Annotated in this window: 21 protein-coding genes and 3 tRNA genes; all 24 read left to right on the top strand. The window is 62.9% G+C overall.

From position 1 onward, the window contains the following. The first annotated feature begins 66 nt into the window (after window positions 1-66). The 24 genes from leuC to tssD all read left to right on the top strand — a co-directional run bounded on the left by leuC (window position 67) and on the right by tssD (window position 24319). Entirely contained in the window at window positions 67-1500 is a 1434-nt protein-coding gene (gene leuC, locus HB675_RS05905) for a 3-isopropylmalate dehydratase large subunit (RefSeq protein WP_213876636.1), read from the top strand. Next, window positions 1497-2141 carry a 3-isopropylmalate dehydratase small subunit gene (gene leuD, locus HB675_RS05900; protein ID WP_213876634.1) on the top strand — a complete coding sequence of 215 codons (645 nt, stop codon included), beginning with the start codon at window positions 1497-1499 and terminating at the stop codon, window positions 2139-2141. The genes leuC and leuD overlap by 4 nt, the downstream gene beginning before the upstream one ends. Window positions 2142-2233: 92 nt before the next feature. Continuing rightward, window positions 2234-3316: a 3-isopropylmalate dehydrogenase gene (leuB, locus tag HB675_RS05895; protein ID WP_213876632.1), complete on the top strand. Its 1083-nt coding sequence runs from the start codon at window positions 2234-2236 to the stop codon at window positions 3314-3316. A 72-nt stretch (window positions 3317-3388) separates the two neighbouring features. Next, window positions 3389-4501 (top strand): aspartate-semialdehyde dehydrogenase, encoded by a 1113-nt coding sequence (gene asd / locus HB675_RS05890; RefSeq protein ID WP_213876630.1) that lies wholly within the window; start codon window positions 3389-3391, stop codon window positions 4499-4501. Window positions 4502-4609: 108 nt separating this feature from the next. Next, window positions 4610-5614, top strand: a complete 1005-nt coding sequence (locus HB675_RS05885) for an aspartate-semialdehyde dehydrogenase (RefSeq protein ID WP_213876628.1) — start codon at window positions 4610-4612, stop codon at window positions 5612-5614. 120 nt (window positions 5615-5734) lie between these two features. Then, a complete protein-coding gene (locus tag HB675_RS05880) occupies window positions 5735-8305 on the top strand; it encodes a FimV/HubP family polar landmark protein (RefSeq protein ID WP_213876626.1) in 2571 nt (856 codons plus the stop codon). Between the two features lie 114 nt (window positions 8306-8419). Continuing rightward, a complete protein-coding gene (gene truA / locus HB675_RS05875) occupies window positions 8420-9244 on the top strand; it encodes a tRNA pseudouridine(38-40) synthase TruA (protein ID WP_213877276.1) in 825 nt (274 codons plus the stop codon). A 90-nt stretch (window positions 9245-9334) separates the two neighbouring features. Next, window positions 9335-9958, top strand: a complete 624-nt coding sequence (locus HB675_RS05870) for a phosphoribosylanthranilate isomerase (protein ID WP_213876624.1) — start codon at window positions 9335-9337, stop codon at window positions 9956-9958. 82 nt (window positions 9959-10040) lie between these two features. Further along, window positions 10041-10961: an acetyl-CoA carboxylase, carboxyltransferase subunit beta gene (accD, locus tag HB675_RS05865; protein ID WP_213876622.1), complete on the top strand. Its 921-nt coding sequence runs from the start codon at window positions 10041-10043 to the stop codon at window positions 10959-10961. Beyond that, complete coding sequence (folC, locus tag HB675_RS05860) at window positions 10958-12265, top strand: bifunctional tetrahydrofolate synthase/dihydrofolate synthase (protein WP_213876620.1); 1308 nt, start codon at window positions 10958-10960, stop codon at window positions 12263-12265. The genes accD and folC overlap by 4 nt, the downstream gene beginning before the upstream one ends. Further along, complete coding sequence (locus tag HB675_RS05855) at window positions 12249-12917, top strand: SPOR domain-containing protein (RefSeq protein WP_213876617.1); 669 nt, start codon at window positions 12249-12251, stop codon at window positions 12915-12917. Before folC ends, HB675_RS05855 begins: the two co-directional genes overlap by 17 nt. A 137-nt stretch (window positions 12918-13054) precedes the next feature. Next, the gene (locus tag HB675_RS05850; protein ID WP_213876615.1) at window positions 13055-13615 is read left to right on the top strand and encodes a CvpA family protein; all 561 of its coding nucleotides are present in this window, start codon (window positions 13055-13057) and stop codon (window positions 13613-13615) included. A gap of 46 nt (window positions 13616-13661) precedes the next feature. Continuing rightward, entirely contained in the window at window positions 13662-15167 is a 1506-nt protein-coding gene (gene purF / locus HB675_RS05845; protein ID WP_213876613.1) for an amidophosphoribosyltransferase, read from the top strand. A 22-nt stretch (window positions 15168-15189) separates the two neighbouring features. Continuing rightward, window positions 15190-16401 carry an O-succinylhomoserine sulfhydrylase gene (locus HB675_RS05840; protein ID WP_213876611.1) on the top strand — a complete coding sequence of 404 codons (1212 nt, stop codon included), beginning with the start codon at window positions 15190-15192 and terminating at the stop codon, window positions 16399-16401. Beyond that, window positions 16398-17192 carry an SDR family oxidoreductase gene (locus tag HB675_RS05835; RefSeq protein WP_213876609.1) on the top strand — a complete coding sequence of 265 codons (795 nt, stop codon included), beginning with the start codon at window positions 16398-16400 and terminating at the stop codon, window positions 17190-17192. Before HB675_RS05840 ends, HB675_RS05835 begins: the two co-directional genes overlap by 4 nt. Before the next feature lie 128 nt (window positions 17193-17320). After that, a tRNA-Val gene (locus HB675_RS05830) sits at window positions 17321-17396 on the top strand. A gap of 55 nt (window positions 17397-17451) precedes the next feature. Continuing rightward, window positions 17452-17528: transfer RNA gene (locus HB675_RS05825), tRNA-Asp, on the top strand. 94 nt (window positions 17529-17622) lie between these two features. Further along, a tRNA-Asp gene (locus HB675_RS05820) sits at window positions 17623-17699 on the top strand. A 279-nt stretch (window positions 17700-17978) separates the two neighbouring features. Next, a complete protein-coding gene (gene tssB, locus HB675_RS05815) occupies window positions 17979-18479 on the top strand; it encodes a type VI secretion system contractile sheath small subunit (protein ID WP_213876607.1) in 501 nt (166 codons plus the stop codon). Window positions 18480-18540: 61 nt separating this feature from the next. Beyond that, window positions 18541-20064 carry a type VI secretion system contractile sheath large subunit gene (gene tssC / locus HB675_RS05810; RefSeq protein WP_213877274.1) on the top strand — a complete coding sequence of 508 codons (1524 nt, stop codon included), beginning with the start codon at window positions 18541-18543 and terminating at the stop codon, window positions 20062-20064. A gap of 8 nt (window positions 20065-20072) precedes the next feature. Then, complete coding sequence (gene tssK / locus HB675_RS05805; protein WP_213876605.1) at window positions 20073-21428, top strand: type VI secretion system baseplate subunit TssK; 1356 nt, start codon at window positions 20073-20075, stop codon at window positions 21426-21428. After that, entirely contained in the window at window positions 21425-22093 is a 669-nt protein-coding gene (gene tssL, locus HB675_RS05800) for a type VI secretion system protein TssL, short form (RefSeq protein WP_213876603.1), read from the top strand. Before tssK ends, tssL begins: the two co-directional genes overlap by 4 nt. 9 nt (window positions 22094-22102) lie before the next feature. Next, complete coding sequence (locus HB675_RS25775; protein ID WP_256737479.1) at window positions 22103-23776, top strand: OmpA family protein; 1674 nt, start codon at window positions 22103-22105, stop codon at window positions 23774-23776. A 36-nt stretch (window positions 23777-23812) separates the two neighbouring features. Next, window positions 23813-24319 (top strand): type VI secretion system tube protein TssD, encoded by a 507-nt coding sequence (gene tssD / locus HB675_RS05790; RefSeq protein WP_213876601.1) that lies wholly within the window; start codon window positions 23813-23815, stop codon window positions 24317-24319. Window positions 24320-24531 lie beyond the last annotated feature (212 nt).

Raw genomic sequence — 24531 nt, 5'->3', positions numbered from 1 at the left:
CGGTTATTTGTGAACAGCCACTGGCATAAAAAAGCTGTAATGAAAGACGCTGATGAGGAAAGTCTGATGGCCGGCAAAACGCTCTATGACAAGCTCTGGGATTCGCATTTGGTCAAGCAGCGCGACGATGGCTCTGCGCTGATCTACATCGATCGCCATATCATCCACGAAGTGACCTCGCCCCAGGCCTTCGAGGGCCTGCGCCTGGCCGGCCGTCAACCGTGGCGCATCGACGCCAACATCGCTACCCCCGACCATAACGTGCCGACCACCCCGGAACGTAAAGGCGGCATCGAGGCCATCGCCGACCAGGTCTCGCGCATTCAGGTGCAGACCCTCGACGACAACTGCGATGAATACGGCATCACCGAGTTCAAGATGAATGACGTGCGTCAAGGCATCGTCCATGTCATCAGCCCGGAGCAGGGCGCGACCTTGCCCGGCATGACCGTGGTCTGCGGCGACTCCCACACTTCGACCCACGGTGCGTTCGGCGCGTTGGCCCACGGGATCGGCACCTCCGAAGTGGAGCACGTGCTGGCCACCCAGTGCCTGGTCGCCAAAAAAATGAAGAACATGCAGGTGCTGGTGGAGGGCAAACTGCCTTTCGGCGTTACCGCCAAGGACATCGTCCTGGCCGTGATCGGCAAGATCGGCACCGCCGGCGGTAATGGCCATGCCATCGAATTCGCCGGCAGCGCCATTCGCGACCTGTCCGTCGAAGGCCGCATGACCATCTGCAACATGTCCATCGAGGCGGGCGCTCGTGTAGGCCTGGTCGCCACCGACGAGAAGACCGTCGCCTACGTCGAAGGCCGCCCTTTCGCGCCCAAGGGCGAAGACTGGGCCCACGCCGTCGAGGCCTGGAAAGACTTGGTGTCCGACGCCGATGCGGTGTTCGACACCGTGGTGAAACTGGACGCCGCGTCGATCAAGCCACAGGTCAGCTGGGGCACCTCGCCCGAGATGGTCCTGGCCGTGGATCAGAACGTCCCGGACCCGGCGCAAGAGGCCGATCTGGTCAAGCGCGGTTCCATCGAGCGCGCGTTGAAATACATGGGCCTCAAGGCCAATCAGGCGATTACCGACATTCAGCTGGACCGGGTGTTCATCGGCTCGTGCACCAACTCGCGGATCGAAGATCTGCGCGCCGCTGCCGTGATCGCCAAGGGCCGCAAAGTGGCCTCGACCGTCAAGCAGGCTATCGTGGTCCCGGGCTCGGGCCTGGTCAAGGCGCAGGCCGAACGCGAAGGCCTGGACCGCATCTTCCTTGATGCCGGTTTCGAGTGGCGTGAACCGGGCTGCTCCATGTGTCTGGCGATGAACCCGGACCGTCTTGAATCGGGGGAGCATTGTGCCTCCACCTCCAACCGTAACTTCGAAGGCCGTCAGGGCGCCGGTGGCCGTACCCACCTGGTGAGCCCGGCCATGGCTGCCGCCGCTGCGGTGACCGGTCGTTTCATCGACGTGCGTGAATTGAGCCAAGGGAGCGCAGCATGAGAGCTTTTGTCCAACACACCGGCCTCGTCGCGCCGCTCGACCGTGCCAACGTCGACACCGATCAGATTATCCCCAAGCAGTTTCTGAAGTCGATCAAGCGCACCGGCTTCGGCCCGAACCTGTTCGACGAATGGCGGTATCTGGACGTGGGGCAACCCTACCAGGACAACACCAACCGCCCGTTGAACACCGAGTTCGTGCTCAACTTTCCGCGTTATCAGGGCGCCAGCGTATTGCTGGCCCGGGAGAACTTCGGTTGCGGTTCCAGCCGCGAGCACGCGCCGTGGGCGTTGGAAGAATATGGGTTTCGTACCATCATTGCCCCCAGCTATGCCGACATCTTCTTTAACAACAGCTTCAAGAACGGCCTGTTGCCGATCATTCTGGGCGATGCCGAAGTCGATGAACTGTTCAAGCAGGCCGAAGGCGAGGTGGGTTACCAGCTCAACGTCGACCTGGCGTCGCAGACCGTGACCCGTCCCGACGGCAAGGTCTACCACTTCGAGATCGACGAGTTTCGCAAACATTGCCTGCTCAATGGCCTCGACGACATCGGACTGACCTTGCAGGACAGCGACGCGATCGCCACCTTCGAAGGCAAGCACCGCGTCAGCCAGCCCTGGTTGTTCCGCGACGCTTGACTCCCATCGCGGGCTCGCGCAAACCACCTCCTGTGGGAGCGTGCAGCCCGGGATGCCTCAACCCGAATTTCCTTAGACAAAACGGATACCCCATGAGCAAGCAGATTCTCATCCTCCCAGGCGACGGCATCGGTCCGGAAATCACCGCAGAAGCCGTCAAAGTGCTTGAACTGGCCAACGACAAGTTCCAGCTGGGCCTGACCCTGAGCCACGACGTGATCGGCGGCGCTGCCATCGACAAGCACGGTGTGCCACTGGCCGATGAGACTCTGGAGCGCGCCCGCGCTGCGGATGCTGTGCTGCTGGGTGCCGTGGGTGGCCCGAAATGGGACAAGATCGAACGCGACATTCGCCCTGAGCGCGGCCTGCTGAAAATACGTGCGCAACTGGGCCTGTTCGGCAACTTGCGCCCGGCCATCCTCTACCCGCAACTGGCCGAGGCTTCGTCCCTCAAGCCGGAAGTGGTGTCCGGCCTGGACATCCTCATCGTGCGCGAACTGACCGGCGGCATCTACTTCGGTACCCCCCGTGGCAACCGTGTGCTCGACAATGGCGAACGTCAGGCCTATGACACGCTGCCCTACAGCGAGAGCGAAGTGCGCCGCATCGCCAAGGTCGGCTTTGAGAGCGCCCGCGTGCGCAGCAAGAAGCTGTGCTCGGTGGACAAGGCCAACGTGCTGGCTTCCAGCCAACTGTGGCGTGAAGTGGTCGAGGAAGTGGCTAAAGACTACCCGGACGTCGAACTGAGCCACATGTACGTCGACAACGCCGCCATGCAATTGGTGCGTGCGCCCAAGCAGTTCGACGTGATCGTCACCGACAATATGTTCGGCGACATTCTGTCGGATCAGGCTTCCATGCTGACCGGTTCCATTGGCATGCTGCCTTCCGCGTCGCTGGATGCCCACAACAAAGGCATGTACGAGCCGTGCCATGGTTCGGCGCCGGACATCGCCGGGCAGGGCATCGCCAATCCGCTGGCGACCATTCTGTCGGTGTCCATGTTGCTGCGTTACAGCCTCGACCAGGCGGCTGCGGCCGACGCCATCGAGAAGGCCGTGAGCCTGGTGCTCGATCAAGGTCTGCGCACCGGTGACATCTGGTCCGAAGGCCATGTCCGGGTTGGTACGCAGCAAATGGGCGATGCAGTAGTCGCGGCGCTGCGGAATCTGTAATCTTCTGGGCCCGTCGCGTGAGGCAATACTGCTTGCTGGTGGCGGACCACTTTATCTTCAAGGGTGTAGCAGATGAAACGTGTAGGTCTGATCGGTTGGCGCGGTATGGTCGGTTCCGTGCTCATGCAGCGAATGCTGGAAGAGCAGGACTTCGACCTTATCGAACCGGTGTTTTTCACCACTTCCAATGTCGGCGGGCAAGGCCCGGCCGTGGGCAAGGACGTCGCTCCTCTGAAGGACGCCTACAGCATTGAAGAGCTGAAGACACTGGACGTCATCCTCACCTGCCAAGGTGGCGACTACACCAGCGAAGTCTTCCCCAAGCTGCGTGAAGCCGGCTGGAAAGGCTACTGGATCGATGCCGCTTCCAGCCTGCGCATGCAGGACGACGCGGTGATCGTGCTGGACCCGGTCAACCGCAAGGTGATCGACCAGCAGCTGGACGCCGGGACCCGCAACTTCATCGGCGGCAACTGCACCGTCAGCCTGATGTTGATGGGCCTGGGCGGTCTGTTCGAAGCCGGTCTGGTGGAATGGATGAGTGCCATGACCTACCAGGCGGCCTCGGGCGCCGGCGCGCAGAACATGCGCGAGCTGATCAAGCAGATGGGCGCGACGAATGCGGCGGTTGCCAGCGAACTGGCCGATCCGGCCAGCGCCATCCTCGACATCGACCGCAAGGTCGCCGAGGCCATGCGCAGTGAAGCCTACCCCACCGAGAACTTCGGCGTGCCGCTGGCCGGCAGCCTGATTCCTTGGATCGACAAGGAGCTGCCGAGCGGGCAGAGCAAGGAAGAGTGGAAGGCCCAGGCCGAGACCAACAAGATTCTCGGTCGCTTCGCCAACCCGATCCCGGTCGACGGTATCTGCGTGCGCATCGGCGCCATGCGTTGCCACAGCCAGGCGCTGACCATCAAGCTGAACAAGGATGTGCCGATTGCCGATATCGAAGGCATGATCAGCCAGCACAACCCTTGGGTGAAGCTGGTGCCGAACAACCGCGAAATCAGTATTCAGGAGCTGACCCCGACCAAGGTTACCGGCACGCTGAACATCCCGGTCGGCCGTCTGCGAAAGCTGAACATGGGTCCGCAATACCTCGGTGCCTTCACCGTTGGTGACCAGTTGCTGTGGGGCGCGGCCGAACCGCTGCGCCGCATGTTGCGCATTCTGCTGGAGCGTTGATGGCCTGACGGCTGCATCCGGACCCGCGCCTTGGCGCGGGTTTTGTTTTTTTGGCGCGGAGAAACCGCTAAAGTGCGCCCCCTCGTCTCTGCCCCAGGAATGCCCGCCATGACTCAACCCCTCGACATCGCCGTCATCGGCGCCACCGGTACCCTCGGTGAAACCCTGGTGCAGATCCTCGAAGAGCGCGATTTTCCGGTGGGCAATCTTTACCTGCTGGCCAGCAGCGAATCGGCCGGTCATGCGGTGGCCTTTCGCGGCAAGAACGTGCGGGTGCGGGAAGTGGACGCATTCGACTTCGCCAAAGCGCGGCTGGTGTTCTTTGCCGCCGGCCCCGCCATTACCCGCAGTTACGCGCCGCGCGCCGCCAATGCCGGCTGCCTGATCATCGATCTGGGCGCCGGTCTCGACGCGGTGCCCAATGTGGTCCCCGAGGCCAACCCGCAGGTGTTGGCCGGCCTGAAGTCGCCGGCGCAGGTAGCCAGCCCCAGTTCGGCGGCCATCGCCCTGGCCGTTATCCTTGCACCCTTGAAACAGCAACTGCAACCGCAACGCATCGACGTCACGGCGTGTCTGGCCGTGTCGGCTCTGGGTCGCGAGGGGGTCAGTGAACTGGCACGTCAGACGGCCGAGTTGCTCAACGTGCGTCCTTTGGAGCCCCGTTTCTTTGATCGGCAAATGGCGTTCAACGTACTGGCGCAAGTGGGCAAGTCCGATGATCAAGGTCACGGTTTGCTGGAGCGTCGTTTAGTCACCGAGTTGCGCGAACTGCTGGGGACGCCTTTACTCAAGATTTCCGTAACTTGCATTCAGGTTCCGGTGTTCTTTGGCGACAGTTTCAGCGTTTCGGTGCACTGCGCGGCAGCCGTGGCGCTGGCGGGTGTGGAAAAGACCCTGGACACCGCTCCCGGCATCGAACGGGTCGAGGCCGGCGACTACCCTACTGCCGTAGGCGATGCGGTGGGGCAGGATGTGGTGTATGTAGGCCGGCTGCGTGGTGGCATCGATGATGGCAATCAGCTCAACTTCTGGGCTACTGTCGATAACGCACGCAAGGGTGGCGCATTGAATGCTGTGCAGATTGCCGAGTTGTTGATAAAAGACCTTGTGTAAAAGATACTTGGGTGCAATTTGCATAACGGTTCTCGCTGTGTGGGACGCGTGTCGTTGATACGTCACCCGGCAAAGGCGTGTTCTCGCTAGCCGAGGAATATACAAACAAAGGATGAGGTCATGGTTCAAGTTCGCAAGCTGGTGTTAGCAATTGCCGCCGCTACGGCGCTGTCCTCCGGTATGGCGCATGCACTGGGCCTGGGGGAACTGACCCTGCGCTCCAGCGCGAACCAGCCACTGCAGGCGGATATCGAACTGCTCGATGTCCGTGATCTCACCGCCAACGATGTCAAGCCTGTGCTGGCGCCAGCGGCCGAGTTCGCCAAGGCCGGCATCCCGCGGCCGGCTTACCTCGATGATCTGACCTTCACCCCGGTGATCACCCCCAACGGGCGCAGCGTCATTCGCGTGACCTCCAGCAAGCCGGTCAGCGAGCCGCTGGTTAAGTTTCTGGTCCAGGTCAACTGGCCAAGCGGTCGCCAATTGCGCGACTACAGCATGTTGCTGGACCCGAGCAAATTCTCGCCACAGACCGCCCAGGCGGCTGCCGCCACCCCGGCGACGCAGACCCCGGCGCCGGCCGTGACTACACCGACGGCACCCAGCGCCCAGTACACCACCACGCCCCGAGACACCCTATGGGATATCGCCCAGAAGGTCGGCAAGGGCGCCAGCGTGCAGCAGACCATGCTGGCCATTCAGGCGCTCAACCCCGATGCCTTCATCGACGGCAACATCAACCTGATCAAGACCGGCCAGATCCTGCGTCTGCCGGATCCACAGCAAAGCACCGCCCTGCCGCAAAACCAGGCAGTGGCCGAAGTCTCCCGGCAGAATGCCGCCTGGCGAGAGGGCCGTCGCCTCGGGCCACGGGCTCAGCAGGTGGATGCGACCCGCCGCGGGGCTGGCAGCCCGGCTCCGGCGCCCAAGCAGCCCGCCGACAAGCTCAGCCTCGTCTCCGGCAGCGGTGAAGGCAAGGCCGGCAAAGGTCGTGCGGGCGATGCCCGGGTACTCAGCGAGAAACTCGCGGTGGCCCAGGAAAGCCTCGACACCACCAAGCGTGCCAATGACGAATTGCAAAGCCGCAATGCCGACCTGCAAAGCCAGCTCGACAAGGCGCAGAAACTGCTGCAATTGAAGACCGATCAACTGGCGCGTCTGGAAGCGGCAGCGACAGCGACCCCGGCCGCCACACCAACTGCTGCCGCGACGCCAACTCCGGCAACCGCGCCTGCGGCCACGCCGGCACCGGCGACCGCCACGCCGCCGGTCAACGCGCAACTCGCTTCGGCGCCTGACGCGGCCACACCTCAGGCCGCCCCGGCGGACAAGCCGCTGGAAGCCAGCCAGCCTCCGCTGGACACCCGCAGCGACACTGACAAACTGCTGGCCAATCCGCTGTTGCTGGGCCTGATCGCAGGGGGGGGGCTGCTGGTGGTGCTGCTCCTGCTGCTGTTGCTCGCGCGACGACGCAAGGCCCAGTTGGAGGCCGAAAAGCATACGCGCATGGCCCGCGCTCTAGCAGAAGAGGCCGAGATCAGTCATGAGGACTATGACATGCCCGAGAGCAGTTTCGACGGTCTCGAGCGTCCAGGTCCGAATGTCCAGTTAGCGCCGGCGGTGGTGGCGGCTTCTGCCGCTGCTGCTGCAGCCGCCGCAGCGGCAGCCGCCAACCACACCCCGACCACCTTCGCTCCGCCGCCGGCACAGACCGTGATCCCGACGCCTGGCCTGGTGCCGAGCGCCGAGATGCCGGTCGATGTGCTGCCCGAAGTGGAGCAGTCGATCACTCTGGGCCGGCTCAACCGCGCCGCCGAGCTGCTGGAAGGCGCCATCGACCGCGAGCCCAAGCGGAGCGATCTGCGCCTCAAACTGATGGAAGTCTATGGTCGCCAAGGCGATCGCGACGGCTTCATCGGCCAGGAGCGTCTGCTGACCGCCACCGGCCAGAATCATGCCGATGTCGAGACCCTGAAAAACCGCTTCCCGGCCATGCTTGCTGTGGCTGCCGCCGCCGCCGGGGCCGCAGCGGTGGCCGCTCAGATGGACGCCGACTACGTCAAGGACCTGCTCAACGACGAACCTGGCGCTGCCGATCCAATCGACACCTTCGACAGCGACTTCGATCTCAGCCTGGACGATTTCGAGGGCACGGGTGACGCCGCCAATCATGCCGAGCTCGACAACGACCTGGATTTCGAGTCGATGCTCGCCGAGCAGCAGGCTCCGAAGCCGGCCGAAGTGGAAGCCGATCACGACGACCTCAGCGACTTCGACCTAGATGTCAACGAGCCGCCGGTGACCCCAGCGGCCGAACATGAAGATGACCTCGACCTGCCGGACGATTTCGATCTGGCGCTGGCTGAAGACCCGGAACCGCAGCCGCCCAAGGCCGATCACGCGCGGGTGACGGCGGAGCTGGATCGCCTGTCTGAAAGCCTTGGTCGTCCGGCCGTGGCCGAGCCATTCAACAAGCCGCCGAGCCCGGAAGAACTGGCTGAGCTGGACAACGAAGAGGACTTCGACTTCCTCTCGGGCACTGATGAAGCCGCCACCAAGCTCGACCTGGCGCGTGCCTACATCGAGATGGCCGACAACGAAGGTGCACGGGACATCCTTGACGAAGTACTGCGCGAAGGCAATGCCAGGCAACAGGCCGAAGCTCAGGAAATGATTGCCCGGCTGGCTTGACGCGTGACGGGGCCCAATGGATGTTGCCGTCCCGTGCCCGTATAATGCGCGCCCTCGCTGCAATCGACAGGCACGCCTTTCTTGAACACTTTCGACGACACGGCGGCGGCTGAAATGGCCGCCGCCGGCTTTTCCCGAATCGCCTTGGGCGTGGAATACAAAGGCTCGCGTTACCGCGGCTGGCAGCGTCAGGCCAGCGGCGTGCCGACGGTTCAGGAAACCCTGGAAAAAGCCCTGTCGACCGTGGCCGACTCACCGGTCTCTTTGCAATGCGCCGGGCGTACGGATGCCGGTGTGCATGCCTGTGGGCAGGTGGTGCATTTTGACACCCAGGCCGTGCGCAGCATGAAAGCCTGGGTGATGGGCGCCAACATCAACTTGCCCCACGACGTCAGCGTGACCTGGGCGCGCGCGATGCCTGCGCATTTTCACGCGCGTTTCAAGGCCATTGCCCGGCGTTACCGCTACGTGATCTACAACGACCAGATCCGTCCGGCCCACCTGGGCGAGGAAATCACCTGGAACCACCGCCCGCTGGACGTCACGTGCATGGCCGAGGCCGCTGCGCATCTGGTCGGTACCCACGACTTCAGCGCCTTTCGTGCCGGGCAGTGCCAAGCCAAGTCGCCGATCAAGCAGATCCATCATCTTCAGGTCAGCCAGCACGGCAAGATGATCGTCATCGACATCCGCGCCAATGCGTTTCTGCACCACATGGTGCGTAACATCGCCGGTGTGCTGATGACCATCGGGGCAGGGGAGCGCGAGCCGCTGTGGGCCCGGGAAGTGCTGGATAGCCGTGTCCGTCGCAGTGGCGGCATCACCGCTCATCCGTTTGGCCTGTATCTGGTCAAAGTGGAATACCGCGACGAATTTGAACTGCCGGAACGCTACCTCGGTCCACACTTTTTGACCGGTTTCGACCTGCCGCTGGCGTAAGCCCTGACTTGGCCTGTGTACACGCCTACACGCGGCGCGCCGGATTTGCTACTATTCGACGCTTTGATGCCCTGCCGAGGTCCCTACGATATGTCCGCCGTTCGCAGCAAAATCTGCGGTATTACGCGCATTGAGGATGCTCTGGCCGCTGCCGAGGCAGGGGCCGATGCCATTGGCCTGGTGTTCTACGAGAAAAGCCCTCGGGCGGTGAGCGTGCAGCAAGCGCGGGCGATCCTCGCTGCGCTGCCGCCTTTCGTCACCACCGTGGGTCTGTTCGTCAACGCCAGCAGCTGCGAGCTGGAAGAGATTCTCGAAGCCGTGCCGCTGGACCTGCTGCAGTTCCACGGCGACGAGCCCCCCGAGCAATGCAGCCGTTACGCGCGTCCCTACATCAAGGCACTGCGGGTGCGCGCAGGGGATGATCTGGAGGCGCAGTGCCAACGTTACGCCAGCGCTCGCGGCATTCTGCTCGATACTTTCGTCCAGGGTGTACCCGGTGGCACCGGCGAGGCGTTCGACTGGTCACTGGTGCCCGAGCACCTGAGCCAGCCGATCATCCTCGCGGGCGGCCTCTCGGCCGACAATGTCGGCCAGGCCATTGCCCGCGTGAGGCCCTACGCCGTGGATGTCAGCGGCGGGGTCGAGGCGGCCAAGGGCATCAAGGACCCACACAAGATCGAAGCGTTCATGCGCGCCGTACGCGCTGCGCAATGATGTGACGGCTGTTGACTCGACGCCGTCCACTAACGTTCGCTTCACCCATGAATTTGATTTGCCGGTACTGGAGAAAAACAGCATGAGCAACTGGTTGGTAGACAAACTGATCCCTTCGATCATGCGTTCCGAGGTTAAAAAGAGCTCGGTGCCTGAAGGCCTCTGGCACAAATGTCCGAACTGTGAGGCCGTGCTCTATCGGCCGGAACTGGAAAAGACCCTCGACGTCTGCCCCAAGTGCAACCACCACATGCGCATTGGCGCCCGGGCCCGCCTGGACATCTTTCTCGATGAAGAAGGTCGCGCCGAGCTGGGGGCTGATCTGGAGCCGGTTGATCGCCTGAAATTCCGCGACGGCAAGAAGTACAAGGACCGCCTCACTGCGGCTCAGAAACAGACCGGCGAGAAAGACGCGCTGATCTCCATGAGCGGCAGCCTGCTGGGCATGCCCGTGGTCGCCTGCGCCTTCGAATTTTCCTTCATGGGTGGCTCCATGGGCGCCATCGTCGGTGAGCGCTTTGTGCGCGCCGCCAACTATGCCCTGGAAAACCGTTGTCCGATGATCTGTTTCGCCGCCTCCGGTGGCGCGCGGATGCAGGAAGCCCTGATCTCGCTGATGCAAATGGCCAAGACCTCCGCCGTCCTTGCCCGTCTGCGTGAAGAGGGCCTGCCGTTCATTTCTGTGCTGACCGACCCGGTCTACGGTGGCGTTTCCGCCAGCCTGGCGATGTTGGGCGATGTGATCGTGGCCGAGCCCAAGGCGCTGATCGGCTTTGCCGGCCCGCGCGTGATCGAGCAGACAGTGCGCGAAAAACTGCCCGAAGGCTTCCAGCGCAGTGAATTCCTGCTGGAGCATGGCGCCATCGACCTGATCGTTTCCCGTCAGGAGCTGCGCCCACGCCTGGGCAACCTGCTGGCGCAGATGATGGGCCTGCCGACGCCGCACTTCGTGGCCAAGGCCATCGAACCGATGGTCATCCCGCCGGCGCCTGCCAACGTATGACCGAGCGCAACCTGGGCGAGTGGCTCGCCTATCTCGAACAGCTTCACCCGTCGGCCATCGACATGGGGCTGGAGCGTTCGCAACAGGTGGCGGCCCGGCTCGGTCTGGATCGCCCGGCGCCACGGGTGATCACAGTCACCGGCACCAATGGCAAAGGCTCGACCTGCGCCTTTCTGGCCGCGTTGCTGGCTGATCGCGAATTGAAGGTCGGCGTCTACAGCTCGCCGCACCTGCTGCGTTACAACGAGCGGGTGCAGATCAATGGCGTCGAGGCCAGCGATGCCCAGCTATGCGAAGCCTTCAGTGCCGTGGAAGCGGCGCGGGGGGACACTACCCTGACTTACTTCGAGATGGGTACCCTGGCGGCGTTCTGGTTGTTCCAGCGCAGCGAGCTGGACGCCGTGGTGTTGGAAGTGGGGCTGGGCGGCCGACTGGACACGGTGAATCTGATCGATGCCGACCTGTCGCTGATCACCAGCATTGGCCTGGACCATGCCGAATACCTGGGCAATACCCGCGAATCGGTGGCCATGGAGAAAGCCGGCATCCTGCGTGCGGGCCGTCCGGCCCTGTGCGGTGACCTGCAGCCGCCGCAACCGCTGCTGGACAAGGTCGCCGAACTGGATTGCCCGTTCTACCGCCGGGGTCACGAGTACGATCTGACCGTGGGCAGTGACGACTGGTCATGGCGCGGCCTGGACAGCGAAGGTCTGCCAGTGGAGCTGATGTCGCTGCCGCTGCTCAGCCTGCCCATGGAAAACGCTGCGCTGGCCTTGCAGGCGTTTGTCCTGCTCGATCTGCCTCGGGATGCCGCACGCATGGCGCGCGCGCTGCAGGAAACGCGAGTCACCGGGCGCCTCGACCGGCGCACGGTGGTTTGGCAAGGCAAGACCCTGAACCTGCTGCTGGACGTGGGCCACAACGCCCATGCAGCGCATTACCTGGCTGGCCGTCTGGCGGTGCAGCCCTTGGTGGGTCGACGTCTGGCGGTGTTCGGCTTGTTGGCCGACAAGGATTTGCCAGGGGTACTGGCGCCGTTGGCTACCCAGGTGCAGAGCTGGGCGGTGGCCCCATTGCCCACCCCGCGTTCACGTCCGGCAAACGAGTTGCAGGCCGCGCTGGAGAACCTTGGCGCCGATGTGGCGTCCTATGGCAGCATTGCCCAGGCACTGGACGCTCAGTGCCGCAATGCCAGCGCCGATGATGAGATTCTCGTATTCGGATCATTTTATAGCGTGGCCGAGGCTCTCGAATGGACCGCTCGGCACGCCCCGGAGGATGGGCTCGATGGCTTTGCTGGATAACGTCTTCAAGCAGCGGATGGTCGGTGCGCTGGTACTGATCGCCTTGGCGGTGATCTTTCTGCCGATGCTGTTTTCCCGTGAAGACGAGTTGCGTCAGGTGCGTGTCGATGCACCCCAGGCGCCGCAAGCGCCGGTGCTGCCTGAGGTGAAGGTGGACAGCGTGCCGGTGCCCGAGCCCCAGCCGTTGACGTCCGAAGCCCAGGCGCAAGAGGAGCAGGAGCAACAGGAGCAGGACCAGCAGGCGCAGGCAGTTCCAGCGACGGCCGAGCCCATCAAGGCGGCGCCGTCCATGCCGATCAAGCCCATGGCCACGGCACCGAGCAAGCCGGCGGCGGCCAGGCCGGCGCCGGTTCAGCCGGTGGCCGCCACACCAGCGAAAGCTGATACCGCGCCGAAGATCGACCCCAACGGCTTGCCCATCAGTTGGTCGATCCAACTGGCCAGCCTTGCCACCCGCGCCAGCGCCGACGGCTTGCAGAAGACGCTGCGCAGCCAAGGCTATAACGCCTATGTGCGTTCGGCCGATGGCAAGAACCGGGTCTTCGTCGGGCCGCTGATCGACCGCGCCGAGGCCGAGCGGGTCCGTGACGTGATCGCCCGCCAGCAGAACATCAAGGGCATCGTGGTGCGGTTCGCGCCGGAGAAGGGTTAGATCACTCCCGAGTTGGCTCGGGAACTCCCCCGTCGGGTTCCATAGAATGGAACTATCCCCCGCCCAGACAATCACCGCTTACCCATCAGCCACCGCTCTGCTAAAATGCGCCGCCTTAACTGTCAGCGGGCCGTAACGTGGCATTTACCTGGGTCGACTGGGCAATAATCGCGATTATTGCCATCTCCGCTTTGATCAGCTTGAGCCGTGGCTTCGTCAAGGAAGCGCTGTCGTTGGTCACGTGGATCGTTGCCGGCGCGGTGGCCTGGATGTTCGGCGGCGGGCTGGCACCGTATTTCGAAAACTATATACAGACGCCATCGGCGCGGGTCATTGCTGGCTGCGCTGTACTGTTCGTCGCGACCTTGCTGGTCGGCGCCTTGATCAACTATGTGATCGGCGAGTTGATTCGTGTCACCGGGCTGTCTGGCACCGACCGCTTTCTGGGCATGGTGTTCGGCGCGGCGCGCGGTGGCCTGCTGGTGGTGGTGGCCGCCGGGTTGTTGAGCCTGGGCCCCGTACAACAAGATCTGTGGTGGCAGCAGTCCGCCTTGTTACCCAAGTTTCTCTTGGTTGCCGACTGGTCGAAAAACCTCGTTCTGGGGATGACCAGCCAGTGGCTTGCCAGCGGAATCACCGCGCCGGTGGACATTCCGTTCAAAGAGCACCTGTTTCCCGCTGCCGCCAAAGCGCAGTGACGGGGCAGGTACTTCGTCAAGATTCATTATGTAGGGGTTGCGTCGCATGTGTGGCATCGTCGGTATCGTCGGTAAGTCGAACGTCAATCAGGCGCTCTATGACGCCTTAACCGTTCTCCAGCATCGCGGCCAGGACGCTGCCGGTATTGTGACCAGTCATGATGGCCGGTTGTTTCTGCGCAAGGACAATGGCCTGGTGCGTGACGTGTTTCATCAACGTCACATGCAGCGCCTGGTCGGCCACATGGGCATCGGCCACGTGCGCTACCCAACGGCGGGCAGCTCGACCTCGGCCGAAGCCCAGCCGTTCTATGTCAACTCGCCGTATGGCATCACCCTGGCCCACAACGGCAACTTGACCAACGTCGAGCAACTGGCCAAGGAGATCTACGAGTCGGATCTGCGCCACGTCAACACCAGTTCGGACTCCGAGGTGCTGCTCAACGTGTTCGCCCATGAGCTGGCCGTGCGCGGCAAGCTGCAGCCCACCGAGGAAGACGTGTTCGCTGCCGTGACCGACGTGCACAAGCGCTGCCTGGGCGGCTATGCGGTCGTGGCCATGATCACCGGTTATGGCATCGTCGGTTTCCGTGACCCGAATGCCATTCGCCCCATCGTCTTCGGCCAGCGGCACACCGACGAAGGCGTCGAGTACATGATCGCCTCCGAGAGCGTGTCCCTGGACGTGCTCGGCTTCACCCTGATCCGCGACCTCGCGCCAGGCGAAGCGGTGTACATAACCGAAGGCGGTCAGTTGCACACCCGCCAGTGCGCGCCGAACCCGAAATATGCCCCATGCATTTTCGAGCACGTCTACCTGGCGCGTCCGGACTCGATCATCGACGGTATCTCGGTGTACAAGGCCCGCCTGCGCATGGGCGAAAAGCTCGCCGAGAAGATCCTGCGCGAGCGTCCCGAGCATGACATCGACGTGGTCATCCCGATTCCGGACACCAGCCGTACCTCGGCACTGGAACTGGCCAACCACCTGGGCGTCAAGTTTCGCGAAGGCTTCGTGAAGAACCGCTACATCGGCCGGACCTTCATCATGCCCGGCCAGGCGGCGCGGAAAAAATCCGTGCGCCAGAAGCTCAACGCCATCGAACTGGAATTTCGCGGCAAGAACGTGATGCTGGTGGACGACTCCATCGTCCGTGGCACCACCTGCAAGCAGATCATCCAGATGGCCCGCGAAGCCGGCGCCAAGAACGTCTATTTCTGCTCGGCCGCGCCCGCCGTGCGCTACCCGAACGTCTACGGTATCGACATGCCGAGCGTTCACGAGCTGATCGCACACAACCGCAGCACCCAGGAAGTGGCCGACCTGATCGGCGCCGATTGGCTGATCTATCAGGACCTGCCGGACCTGATCGATGCGGTGGGTGGCGGCAAGGTCAAGATCGATCACTTCGACTGCGCGGTGTTCGACGGCAAATACGTCACGGGCGATATCGACGAAAACTACCTGAACCGGATCGAGCAGGCGCGTAACGACGCCTCCAAGGTCAAGACCCAGGCCGTGAGCGCGATCATCGATCTGTACAACAACTGACAGCACCAGAGGAGCGAGCGGCATGACACAGGATTGGGATGCCGGGCGACTGGACAGCGACCTCGAAGGGGTCGCTTTCGACACCCTCGCGGTGCGCGCCGGCCAGCACCGTACGCCGGAAGGGGAGCACAGCGACCCGCTGTTCTTTACCTCCAGCTATGTTTTCCGTACCGCGGCCGACGCTGCGGCGCGCTTTGCCGGTGAAGTGCCGGGCAATGTCTATTCCCGTTACACCAACCCAACGGTGCGCTCGTTCGAAGAGCGCATTGCGGCGATGGAAGGGGCCGAGCAGGCCGTCGGTTTCGCCACCGGCATGGCCGCGATCACCGCCGTGGCCATGGGCCTGTGCAGCGCGGGCGACCACGTGCTGATTTCCCAGAGCGTGTTCGGCTCGACCATCAGCTTGTTCGACAAGTATTTCAAACGCTTCGGCATCGAGATCGACTACGTCCCCCTGGCCAACCTCGACGGTTGGGAAAAGGCCATCAAGCCGAACACCAAGTTGTTGTTCGTCGAATCGCCGTCCAACCCGTTGGCCGAACTGGTGGATATTGCCGCCCTGGCCGAAATCGCCCACGCCAAGGGTACGTTACTGGTGGTGGACAACTGCTTCAGCACCCCGGCGCTGCAGCAACCGCTGAAGCTGGGGGCCGACATCGTCGTGCACTCGGCGACCAAGTTCATCGACGGCCAGGGCCGTTGCATGGGCGGCGTGGTGGCGGGGCGTGCCGAGCACATGAAGGAGATGGTCGGCGTGGTGCGCACTGCGGGCGCCTCGCTGAGCCCGTTCAACGCCTGGATTTTCCTCAAGGGCCTAGAGACCCTGAGCCTGCGGATGCGTCAGCATTGCGCCAACGCCCAGACCTTGGCCGAATGGCTGGAGCAGCAAGACGGCATTGAAAAGGTGCACTACGCCGGACTGCCGAGCCACCCGCAGCACGAGTTGGCCAAACGCCAGACCCGCGGTTTCGGTGGTGTGGTCAGCTTCGAGGTCAAAGGCGGCAAAGAGGGCGCCTGGCGCTTTATCGATGCCACTCGGCTGATTTCCATCACCGCCAACCTGGGTGACAGCAAGACCACCATCACCCACCCGGCCACCACGTCTCACGGGCGCCTGTCGCCGGCCGAGCGTGATGCTGCCGGCATTCGCGACAGCTTGATCCGCGTGGCGGTCGGTCTTGAAGATGTCGCCGACTTGCAGGCCGATCTGGCCCGTGGCCTGGAGGCCCTGTGACCACGCAGACCGGCATCGACTTCGGCGCCGGCGCCAGCAGCAGCCATAACGGCCGTGTTGCGCTGGTCACCGGCGCGGCGCGGGGCATCGGCCTGGGCATTGCCGCCTGGCTGATCAGCGAAGGTTGGCAGGTGGTCATCAGTGATGTGGACCGCCGTCGCGGCCCGCTCGTGGCCAAGGCACTGGGCGAGAACGCGCTGTTCATCGCCATGGATGTGGCGGATGAGAGTCAAGTGGTCGGCGGTGTTGCGCAGGTCTTGCGCCAGTTCGGACGCCTGGACGCACTGGTGTGCAACGCCGGCATCAGTGATCCTCATCAGACCGTGCTGGAAAGTCTCGAACTGTCTGCTTGGAACCGCATGCTGGCGGTCAACCTCAGCGGCCCCATGCTGCTGGCCAAGCACTGCGCGCCCTACCTGCGCGCGCATTGCGGGGCTATCGTCAATCTGGCTTCCACCCGGGCCCGCCAATCCGAGCCCGACACCGAAGCTTATGCCGCGAGCAAGGGCGGCCTGGTGGCGCTCACTCATGCGCTGGCCATCAGCCTGGGCCCGGACATCCGGGTCAACGCCGTCAGCCCCGGCTGGATCGACGCCCGCGACCCCCGTGAGCGCCGTGCCCAGCCTCTGAGCGACGCCGACCACGCCCAGCACCCCACGGGGCGCGTAGGCACCGTGGAAGACGTGGCGGCGATGGTGGCGTGGTTGCTGTCGAGGAACGCCTCCTTCGTCACCGGACAGGAGTTCGTGGTGGACGGCGGGATGACGTGCAAGATGATCTATACCGCCTAAGCGCCCTGGGGGCAGCTTGCGCGACGATGCCGGGATTTTGCCAAATGCCTTTTTTTGAAAAAAAACCTATGTGGGCTATTGACTTAGGTGCAGTAGGTGCGTAAATTTCGCGGCCTCAGCGAAGCAAAGGGTGATTAGCTCAGCCGGGAGAGCATCTGCCTTACAAGCAGAGGGTCGGCGGTTCGATCCCGTCATCACCCACCACTTCCTGAGAATGCAACACGTGATGCTTCACCGTCTCTGAGAGACAACGCAATGCGCAGCGGTAGTTCAGTCGGTTAGAATACCGGCCTGTCACGCCGGGGGTCGCGGGTTCGAGTCCCGTCCGCTGCGCCACTTTTGTACAAGTCGGGTTCACCCGATTTGTGATTCAAAGGCCTTGAGCCCACGAGTCAAACCAGTTTCAAATGGACGCAAGTCCGAGCGATACGCAGCGGTAGTTCAGTCGGTTAGAATACCGGCCTGTCACGCCGGGGGTCGCGGGTTCGAGTCCCGTCCGCTGCGCCATACATAGCTTCGAGGCCCTTGAACTCCTGGAAGCGAAACAGAGAAGCCCCAGGCCGTCAGGTCTGGGGCTTTTTTGTTTTGGGCTTTTTGAGCCCCGACGACGAGGCATGAGGAAATTTCCCACAGTCCTTCGGAAATTTCCTACAAATTTTCAGAAATTTCCGCTGCCAACTTCAGATCCGTCTGATTATTTTGCCCGTGCCGGATAGGTAACGTGCATTTCCCTTAGCCGCCGGATCCATCCCGGCCGCTGATGAATTCATTCATCAGGGAAATGCCATGGCCAACACCAGCTTCCAAAACGAAGTGCCCAAAGCACGCATCAATATCCGCCTTGACCTGCACACCGGCGGTGAGCAGAAAAAGGTCGAGCTGCCACTCAAGCTCATGCTGCTGGGCGACTACAGCAACGGTCGCGAGCAACGCCCAGTCTCCGAGCGCAGCAAGCTGGACATCAACAAGAACAATTTCGACAGCGTGCTCGGCGAGTTTCATCCCGGCCTCAACCTTGTCGTGGCCAACACCTTGGCCAATGACGGCAGTGAAGCCACCGTCTCCCTGCAATTTCAGCGCATCAAGGATTTCGAGCCCGAACAAGTGGCCCGGCAGATCCCGCCACTGCGTGCCTTGCTGGCGATGCGCAATCTGCTGCGCGACCTCAAATCCAATCTGCTGGATAACGCCACCTTGCGCCGCGAGCTTGAGCTGATCCTCAAGGACCCAGCCCTGAGCACAGCCCTGCGGGCCGAATTGGCCAGGCTGGCGCCTCCCGCCGCCTGAATCTCTCTCCTGGCCACAACAATAATCATTGCAGAGAAGAATTCCCATGACCACCGAAAATATGGCCACGCCGCCGGGCGCACCTTCGACAGGGACCTATGAAGCACCCAGCGTCTACGCCACGTTGTTTTCCAGCGTCAACCTCACCCCCGTCACAACGTTGCAGAGCCTCGAGACATTCCAGAGCACGGATGCGTTGTCCGAGGTCTCTGCCGACGAGCGCGTCACCGCCGCCGTCAGTGTCTTTCTGGAGTTGCTCAGTACGTCTCCCCACACTGTCGAGCGCCTGGACAAAAGCCTGCTGGACCGACACATCTGGGCCCTTGACGAGCAGATCAGCCGCCAGCTTGACGAGGTGATGCATCATCCCGATTTTCAGCAGGTCGAGTCCACCTGGCGCGGGGTCGAGTCCCTGGTCAACCAGACCGATTTTCGTCGTAACGTGCGGATCGAACTGCTGGACGTCAGCAAGGCTCACTTGATCCAGGACTTTGACGATGCCCCGGAAGTCGCCCAGAGCGGGCTGTATTTCCACACCTACACCCAGGAATACGACACCCCGGGTGGTGAGCCCGTGGCTTCGATCATTTCCGACTACGAATTCGACCGCAGCCCTCGGGACATCATCCTGCTGCGCAACCTGTCAAAGGTCTCGGCTGCGGCACACATGCCCTTCATCGGCGCGGTAGGGCCGGCCTTTTTCGGCAAGCGGACGATGGAAGAAGTGGCGGCCATCAAGGACATCGCCAGTTATTTCGATCGTGCCGAGTACCTGAAATGGAAAGCCTTTCGTGAAACGGAAGACGCCCGTTACATAGGTCTGACCATGCCGCGTGTGCTTGGCCGCCTGCCTTATGGCCCCGACACGGTACCCGTGCGCAGCTTCAACTACATCGAGAGCGTCAAGGGCCCTGACCATGACCGGTACCTGTGGACCAATGCGGCTTTTGCGTTTGCGGCGAACATGGTCAAGAGCTTCGTCGACAACGGCTGGTGCGTGCAGATTCGCGGGCCTCAGGCCGGGGGTGCGGTCACCGATCTGCCCATTCATCTGTACGACCTGGGGGTGGGCAACCAGGCAAAGATTCCGTCGGAGGTCATGATTCCGGAAACCCGTGAATTCGAATTTGCCAACCTGGGCTTCATCCCGCTCTCGTACTACAAGAACCGCGATTACGCCTGCTTCTTCTCCGCCAACTCGGTGCAGAAACCGGCGCTGTTCGACACGGCCGATGCCAGCGCCAACAGCCGTATCAATGCGCGGCTGCCGTACCTGTTCCTGCTGTCGCGGATCGCCCATTACCTCAAGCTCATCCAGCGGGAAAACATTGGCTCCACCAAGGACCGTCGGTTGCTGGAACTGGAACTCAATAACTGGGTACGTAGCCTGGTCACCGAAATGACTGATCCTGGCGATGACCTGCAAGCCTCCCATCCCCTGCGGGACGCCAAGGTCACGGTGGAGGACATCGACGACAATCCGGGGTTTTTCCGGGTCAAGCTCTATGCCGTGCCGCATTTCCAGGTCGAGGGCCTGGACGTTAATCTGTCGCTGGTCTCGCAGATGCCGAAGGCCAAGTCATGAGGGTGCCCATGAAACTCAATCGTCCGCTCTGGATGAGCGGGGCACTCCTGACACCGCAACCCTTCCAGCAGCAGGCCGCCTGGGAGGCCTACACCAACGAACGCATTGCGCGCCTGGCCACCGTGCAGCCCTGGGGCATCGATGCGGTTGCGGTCGACGCACAGGCGCTGCGCCTGGGCAAGCTGCAACTGTCGCGACTGTGCCTGCGCCTGCCCGACGGCACGCTGCTCGACAGTGCCGATGCTGACCGCCTGCCCGCCGCCATTGATCTGGCAGGCACGATCGGTGCGGACCCTTCGCCAGCGGTGTACGTGCTGGCCCTGGCCCTCGAGCAGGGCAATGGGGGCAACTGCCTGATGGAAGGCCAGATGAGTCCCGGACCGGTCCGCTATCGTCAGGCCTGGCAGGAGGTGCAGGATGCCTACGCCCATGCCGGGCACGCTATGGCGGTGCTGGAACCGGTCCTGGTGCTGCGTCCGGCAACCGATGACAACGCGGGTTTCGTGACCTGTCCGGTGGTGCGCCTGGAGCATGACGGTCAGGGTAGCTGGAGCGTGGACCCGCACTTCATCCCGCCGCTGCTGAGCGTGCAGGCCCATGCCGGGCTGCTCGACTCGCTGCATCACCTCATGACTCAGCTGTCTGCCAAGCGCAGCCGTCTGATGGCCATGCGCCGAGAAAGCAATCAGCGCATGGCCGACTTTGCGGTGGCGGATGTGTCGCTGTTCTGGCTGCTCAATGCGCTGAACACCTACCAACCGGTACTGGCCGATTTTCTTGCTCACCCGAGCCGGCACCCGGAGCCGGTCTACCTGGCGTTGGTGCAGTTGGCGGGGAGCCTGCTGACCTTCTCCCTCGAGCATGATCTGAGCGATATCCCGCCTTACCGGCACGATGATCTGGAGCAGGTTTTTCCCCCGCTGATGAAGCTGATTGCGACGTTGCTCGAATCCAGTCTGCCGTCCCGCGTGCTGGCCCTGGCGCTCGACCGCACCGTTGCCAACCGCTGGCAGGTGGCCTTGCGCGATCCGCGACTGCGTGAGCTGGAGGGGACGGACTTCTACCTGTCGGTACGTTCGGGGCTGCCCGCCGCGCAGGTCCAGGCCCAGCTGCCGAGGCTGTGCAAGGTCGGTGCCCCGGACGATGTCGACCGCCTGATCAATGCCGCGCTGGACGGTATCGCGCTGGTCTCGCTGGCCCATGTGCCGGCCGCAATCCCCATGCGCCTGGGCAATCAGTATTTCGCCCTGGACCTGAGTGGGCCGCCCGGGCAGGCCATGCTCGCGGCAGGCGTCTGTGCGTTTTACGTGCCGACAACCCTTGCCGACCTTGAGCTGGAACTGTACGCGGTGCTGCGCTCATGACCGGTCAATCACCAGCGTCTTCGAACATCGACATTGACGCGGCGTTGATGGGCACCTGGTTGCGGGTGGTGCAACTGCGCCTTGGCGGTCCGGTGCTGGACAGCCAAGGCTTGTGGGCACGCTGCGCCGAAGAGGTAGAGCGTTGCCGCCAGAGCCTGCAACAAAGCGGGATGAGCCAGCGTTCCGTGCAACTGATCGGTTACGCGCAGTGTGCCCTGCTCGACGAGGCGGTACTGGGCTGCGCCTTGGCAGAGGTGCAGGCAGGGTGGGCGGCCCGGCCTTTGCAGGCGCACTTTTTCGACCGTCATGAAGGCGGCATCCAGGTCTATGAAGACCTGCGTGCCGCGTTGGCCGACCCTGCTACCGACCCCTGCGTACTGTGTTGCTATCAGCGGCTGTTGCTGCTGGGCTTTCGCGGGTGCTATCCCGACCTGGGCAGCCCAGAGCGCGAGCACCTGCTGGCGCGTCTCAACGAGCGAGTTCCAGCGCTGGCAGTGGCCGAACCACCGCTGAAAACGGCGGCTACAGGCGTACATCAATGGCATGGCTGGAGTGCGCCGCTGACCCACGGGGTGTTGGCCATTTTGCTGCTGGCCGGCGTCTGGTGGGCGTTGCACCGCAGCTTGGCGAGTGTCGTTGCCAGTCTGACATTGAGCCCGGTCTGAGGAGCCGTCATGCCATTGAAAATGACTCGCATCCTTTGGCTCTGGGCCGCTCTGCTGACGTGGGTGCTTATCACCTGGGTGTTTGTCCTGCCAGAGGCGGTACGCCTGGCGCTGGGTGCAGCCGTTTTGATGGCATTGTCCTGGGGCTGGGTCCGGGCGGGTCGGCAGGCTGCACAGGCCTGTCCTGATTGGGCAGCGGGCCAGCGGTTGCCACCGGCCGGCTATCGTCAGCCAGTGATTCTGGTGGGTGGCGACGGTTTGCCTGGGTTGTTCGCTACAGAGCAGGCTGATGGCTCGCTCGTGCGTGTCGGCGAGAAGGCCTGCTACCTGCGGCTCGATACGCCCGATCAGTTGCTGGAGAGGGTGGAGCAGGTGCTGGTCAGCCGCCCGCATTGGGGGGCGCAATTGGCCGTGCAATGGCAGGTCAATCCGGCTACGCACACCGATCAGGCTGTACTTGCGGCGCAGCTTCGTGGCGTGCGCCACCAGCTTGAGCTGCTGCGTCAGCGTGGGCAGGTGCTGCCGTTGCTGGTGACTGGCTGCGTGCAGGGTGAACAGGGCCAAGGTGGCTGGTTTGCCTGGCAGGATGGGCAAAGCGATCCCTGTGTCTACGAGCATGCGCACCGGCAGAGCTTCGCCCACTGGCAGCTGGCGCCATCCGACAGCACCGTGCGCAGCCTGCGTCTGCAGACCGCCGTGCAGCTGCGTAGCGCTGCTCAGTGGTGGCACGGGGCGGTCCTGGCGCCGTTGCAGGAGCCAGATCGCTACGATCCACCCTGTACTCCGGTGGTCTGGGCCTTGACCGTGCTGCCGAGCTGGCCCTGTGCCGTCGTTGGCAATCTTTGGCAACAGTGGCTGATCGAGCGCTGTGGGCTGCCAGGCACATCGGTCGATGGATCGACCGGCCCCGGCTTGCCCTTTGTCGATGCCCTGGCGCACCTGCTGCCACGCCGTACGGTCAACCAGGCGCTGCGTTTGGCGACGGTGCGCGGCCTGTGGTTGCTGACGGCCGCTGCCGCAGCCGCCATGGCCAGTTCGGCTTGGCAGAACACGTTGCTGGTACGGCAGTTGAACGATGACATCCATGGCTATCACACGGCTGCTCATCAGCCGCTTTTGCAAGAACCTGCGCTGAACGTGCTGCGTGAGGACGCTGCGCTGCTCACCCGGCATTATCGCCACGGCGTGCCCTTGCATCTGGGGTTGGGTTTTTACCGTGGTGAGCCAATACGCCTGCCGCTGTTGGAGCTGATTGCGCGCCACCGTCCACCGGTCGTCACGCCCGAGGCGGTTCGCCTGGACAGCCTGGCACTGTTCGAGGTGGCCAGCGCCGAGCTCAAGCCCGGCTCGGACAAGCTGCTGATCAAGGCGTTGGTTGGCATCAAGGCGCAGCCGGGCTGGCTGATCGTGATCGCTGGCCACACGGACTCCAGCGGTGATGGCGCGCGCAACCTGCAGTTGTCGCAGCAACGTGCCGAATCCGTGCGTCAGTGGATGCAGCGTATGGGTGATATCCCCGACAGCTGCTTCGCCGTGCAAGGCCATGGCGCCAGCCAGCCCATCGCCAGTAATGGCACACCACTCGGCCGTGGCCTCAACCGACGAGTCGATATCCGTCTGCTACCGGAGGAGGGCGCTTGTCGGCGACCTGATGCGGTGGCGGACCTCACAGTCGCCCAATGAGCGGGCGATCTACAAGAAAGCAAAAAGGAGCTTCATATGGCTATTCCTGTTTACCTGTCACTGACCGATTCTGTCGGGACGACCATCCAGGGCTCGGTGAGTGTTGTCGGTCGCGAAGGCAGTATCGAAGTGGTGGCTTTGGAACACGCAGTGACCATTCCCACTGACGACAGCTCCGGCAAGCTGACCGGGACCCGAATTCACCAGGCGCTGGCGTTCACCAAGGAGGTAGATGCCAGCAGTGTCTACTTTTACAAGGCTGTGACTACCGGGAATACCTTGAAAACGGCTGTTTTGGATTACTACCGTATCAACGATAACGGTCAGGAAACCAAGTACTTCACTCAGACGCTGACCAACGTGAAGGTGGTGAAGGTTGCCCTGAAAATGCATGACGCCAAGGACCCTGCCAAGAGCAAACACACCCACCTTGACGAGGTTGAGCTGCGTTACGAAAAAATCAGCTGGAAATACGTCGATGGCAACATCGAGCATAGCGACGCTTGGGACGAGCGTGCGCTGGGCGCTGCTTCGGCGGGCTGACCCCTGACCGGCAGGTGGCCTGGCGAAGGCTGCCTGCTTTCACTCAACACCGCGTGGTCTGGCCAAATCCGGTCGTCTTCCACGTGGCTCGAATAAAGTCAGGAGGCCTTTCCTTCATGAGTGTTTTTTTCGATCACACCCGCCACAAGCTCGAGATCGAGGGCGTTACCGCCGCGCTTGATCTGCTTGTTTTCGAAGGCCGGCATGGCCTC

Origin of the sequence: Pseudomonas sp. dw_358 (assembly GCF_018449655.1) — a bacterium.
Classification (GTDB): Bacteria; Pseudomonadota; Gammaproteobacteria; order Pseudomonadales; family Pseudomonadaceae; genus Aquipseudomonas.
This window is presented reverse-complemented; position numbering and strand designations above follow the sequence as displayed.

What these genes read in the sequence shown, in the direction of transcription:
- tssD (WP_213876601.1), top strand. Translation starts at nt 23,813, where the DNA reads ATGGCTATTCCTGTTTACCTGTCACTGACCGATTCTGTCGGGACGACC.
- purF (WP_213876613.1), top strand. Translation starts at nt 13,662, where the DNA reads ATGTGTGGCATCGTCGGTATCGTCGGTAAGTCGAACGTCAATCAGGCG.
- HB675_RS05885 (WP_213876628.1), top strand. Translation starts at nt 4,610, where the DNA reads ATGACTCAACCCCTCGACATCGCCGTCATCGGCGCCACCGGTACCCTC.
- leuD (WP_213876634.1), top strand. Translation starts at nt 1,497, where the DNA reads ATGAGAGCTTTTGTCCAACACACCGGCCTCGTCGCGCCGCTCGACCGT.
- HB675_RS05870 (WP_213876624.1), top strand. Translation starts at nt 9,335, where the DNA reads ATGTCCGCCGTTCGCAGCAAAATCTGCGGTATTACGCGCATTGAGGAT.
- accD (WP_213876622.1), top strand. Translation starts at nt 10,041, where the DNA reads ATGAGCAACTGGTTGGTAGACAAACTGATCCCTTCGATCATGCGTTCC.
- HB675_RS05880 (WP_213876626.1), top strand. Translation starts at nt 5,735, where the DNA reads ATGGTTCAAGTTCGCAAGCTGGTGTTAGCAATTGCCGCCGCTACGGCG.
- tssC (WP_213877274.1), top strand. Translation starts at nt 18,541, where the DNA reads ATGGCCACGCCGCCGGGCGCACCTTCGACAGGGACCTATGAAGCACCC.
- truA (WP_213877276.1), top strand. Translation starts at nt 8,420, where the DNA reads ATGGCCGCCGCCGGCTTTTCCCGAATCGCCTTGGGCGTGGAATACAAA.
- tssB (WP_213876607.1), top strand. Translation starts at nt 17,979, where the DNA reads ATGGCCAACACCAGCTTCCAAAACGAAGTGCCCAAAGCACGCATCAAT.
- leuB (WP_213876632.1), top strand. Translation starts at nt 2,234, where the DNA reads ATGAGCAAGCAGATTCTCATCCTCCCAGGCGACGGCATCGGTCCGGAA.
- tssK (WP_213876605.1), top strand. Translation starts at nt 20,073, where the DNA reads ATGAAACTCAATCGTCCGCTCTGGATGAGCGGGGCACTCCTGACACCG.
- HB675_RS05840 (WP_213876611.1), top strand. Translation starts at nt 15,190, where the DNA reads ATGACACAGGATTGGGATGCCGGGCGACTGGACAGCGACCTCGAAGGG.
- HB675_RS25775 (WP_256737479.1), top strand. Translation starts at nt 22,103, where the DNA reads ATGCCATTGAAAATGACTCGCATCCTTTGGCTCTGGGCCGCTCTGCTG.
- HB675_RS05855 (WP_213876617.1), top strand. Translation starts at nt 12,249, where the DNA reads ATGGCTTTGCTGGATAACGTCTTCAAGCAGCGGATGGTCGGTGCGCTG.
- folC (WP_213876620.1), top strand. Translation starts at nt 10,958, where the DNA reads ATGACCGAGCGCAACCTGGGCGAGTGGCTCGCCTATCTCGAACAGCTT.
- asd (WP_213876630.1), top strand. Translation starts at nt 3,389, where the DNA reads ATGAAACGTGTAGGTCTGATCGGTTGGCGCGGTATGGTCGGTTCCGTG.
- tssL (WP_213876603.1), top strand. Translation starts at nt 21,425, where the DNA reads ATGACCGGTCAATCACCAGCGTCTTCGAACATCGACATTGACGCGGCG.
- leuC (WP_213876636.1), top strand. Translation starts at nt 67, where the DNA reads ATGGCCGGCAAAACGCTCTATGACAAGCTCTGGGATTCGCATTTGGTC.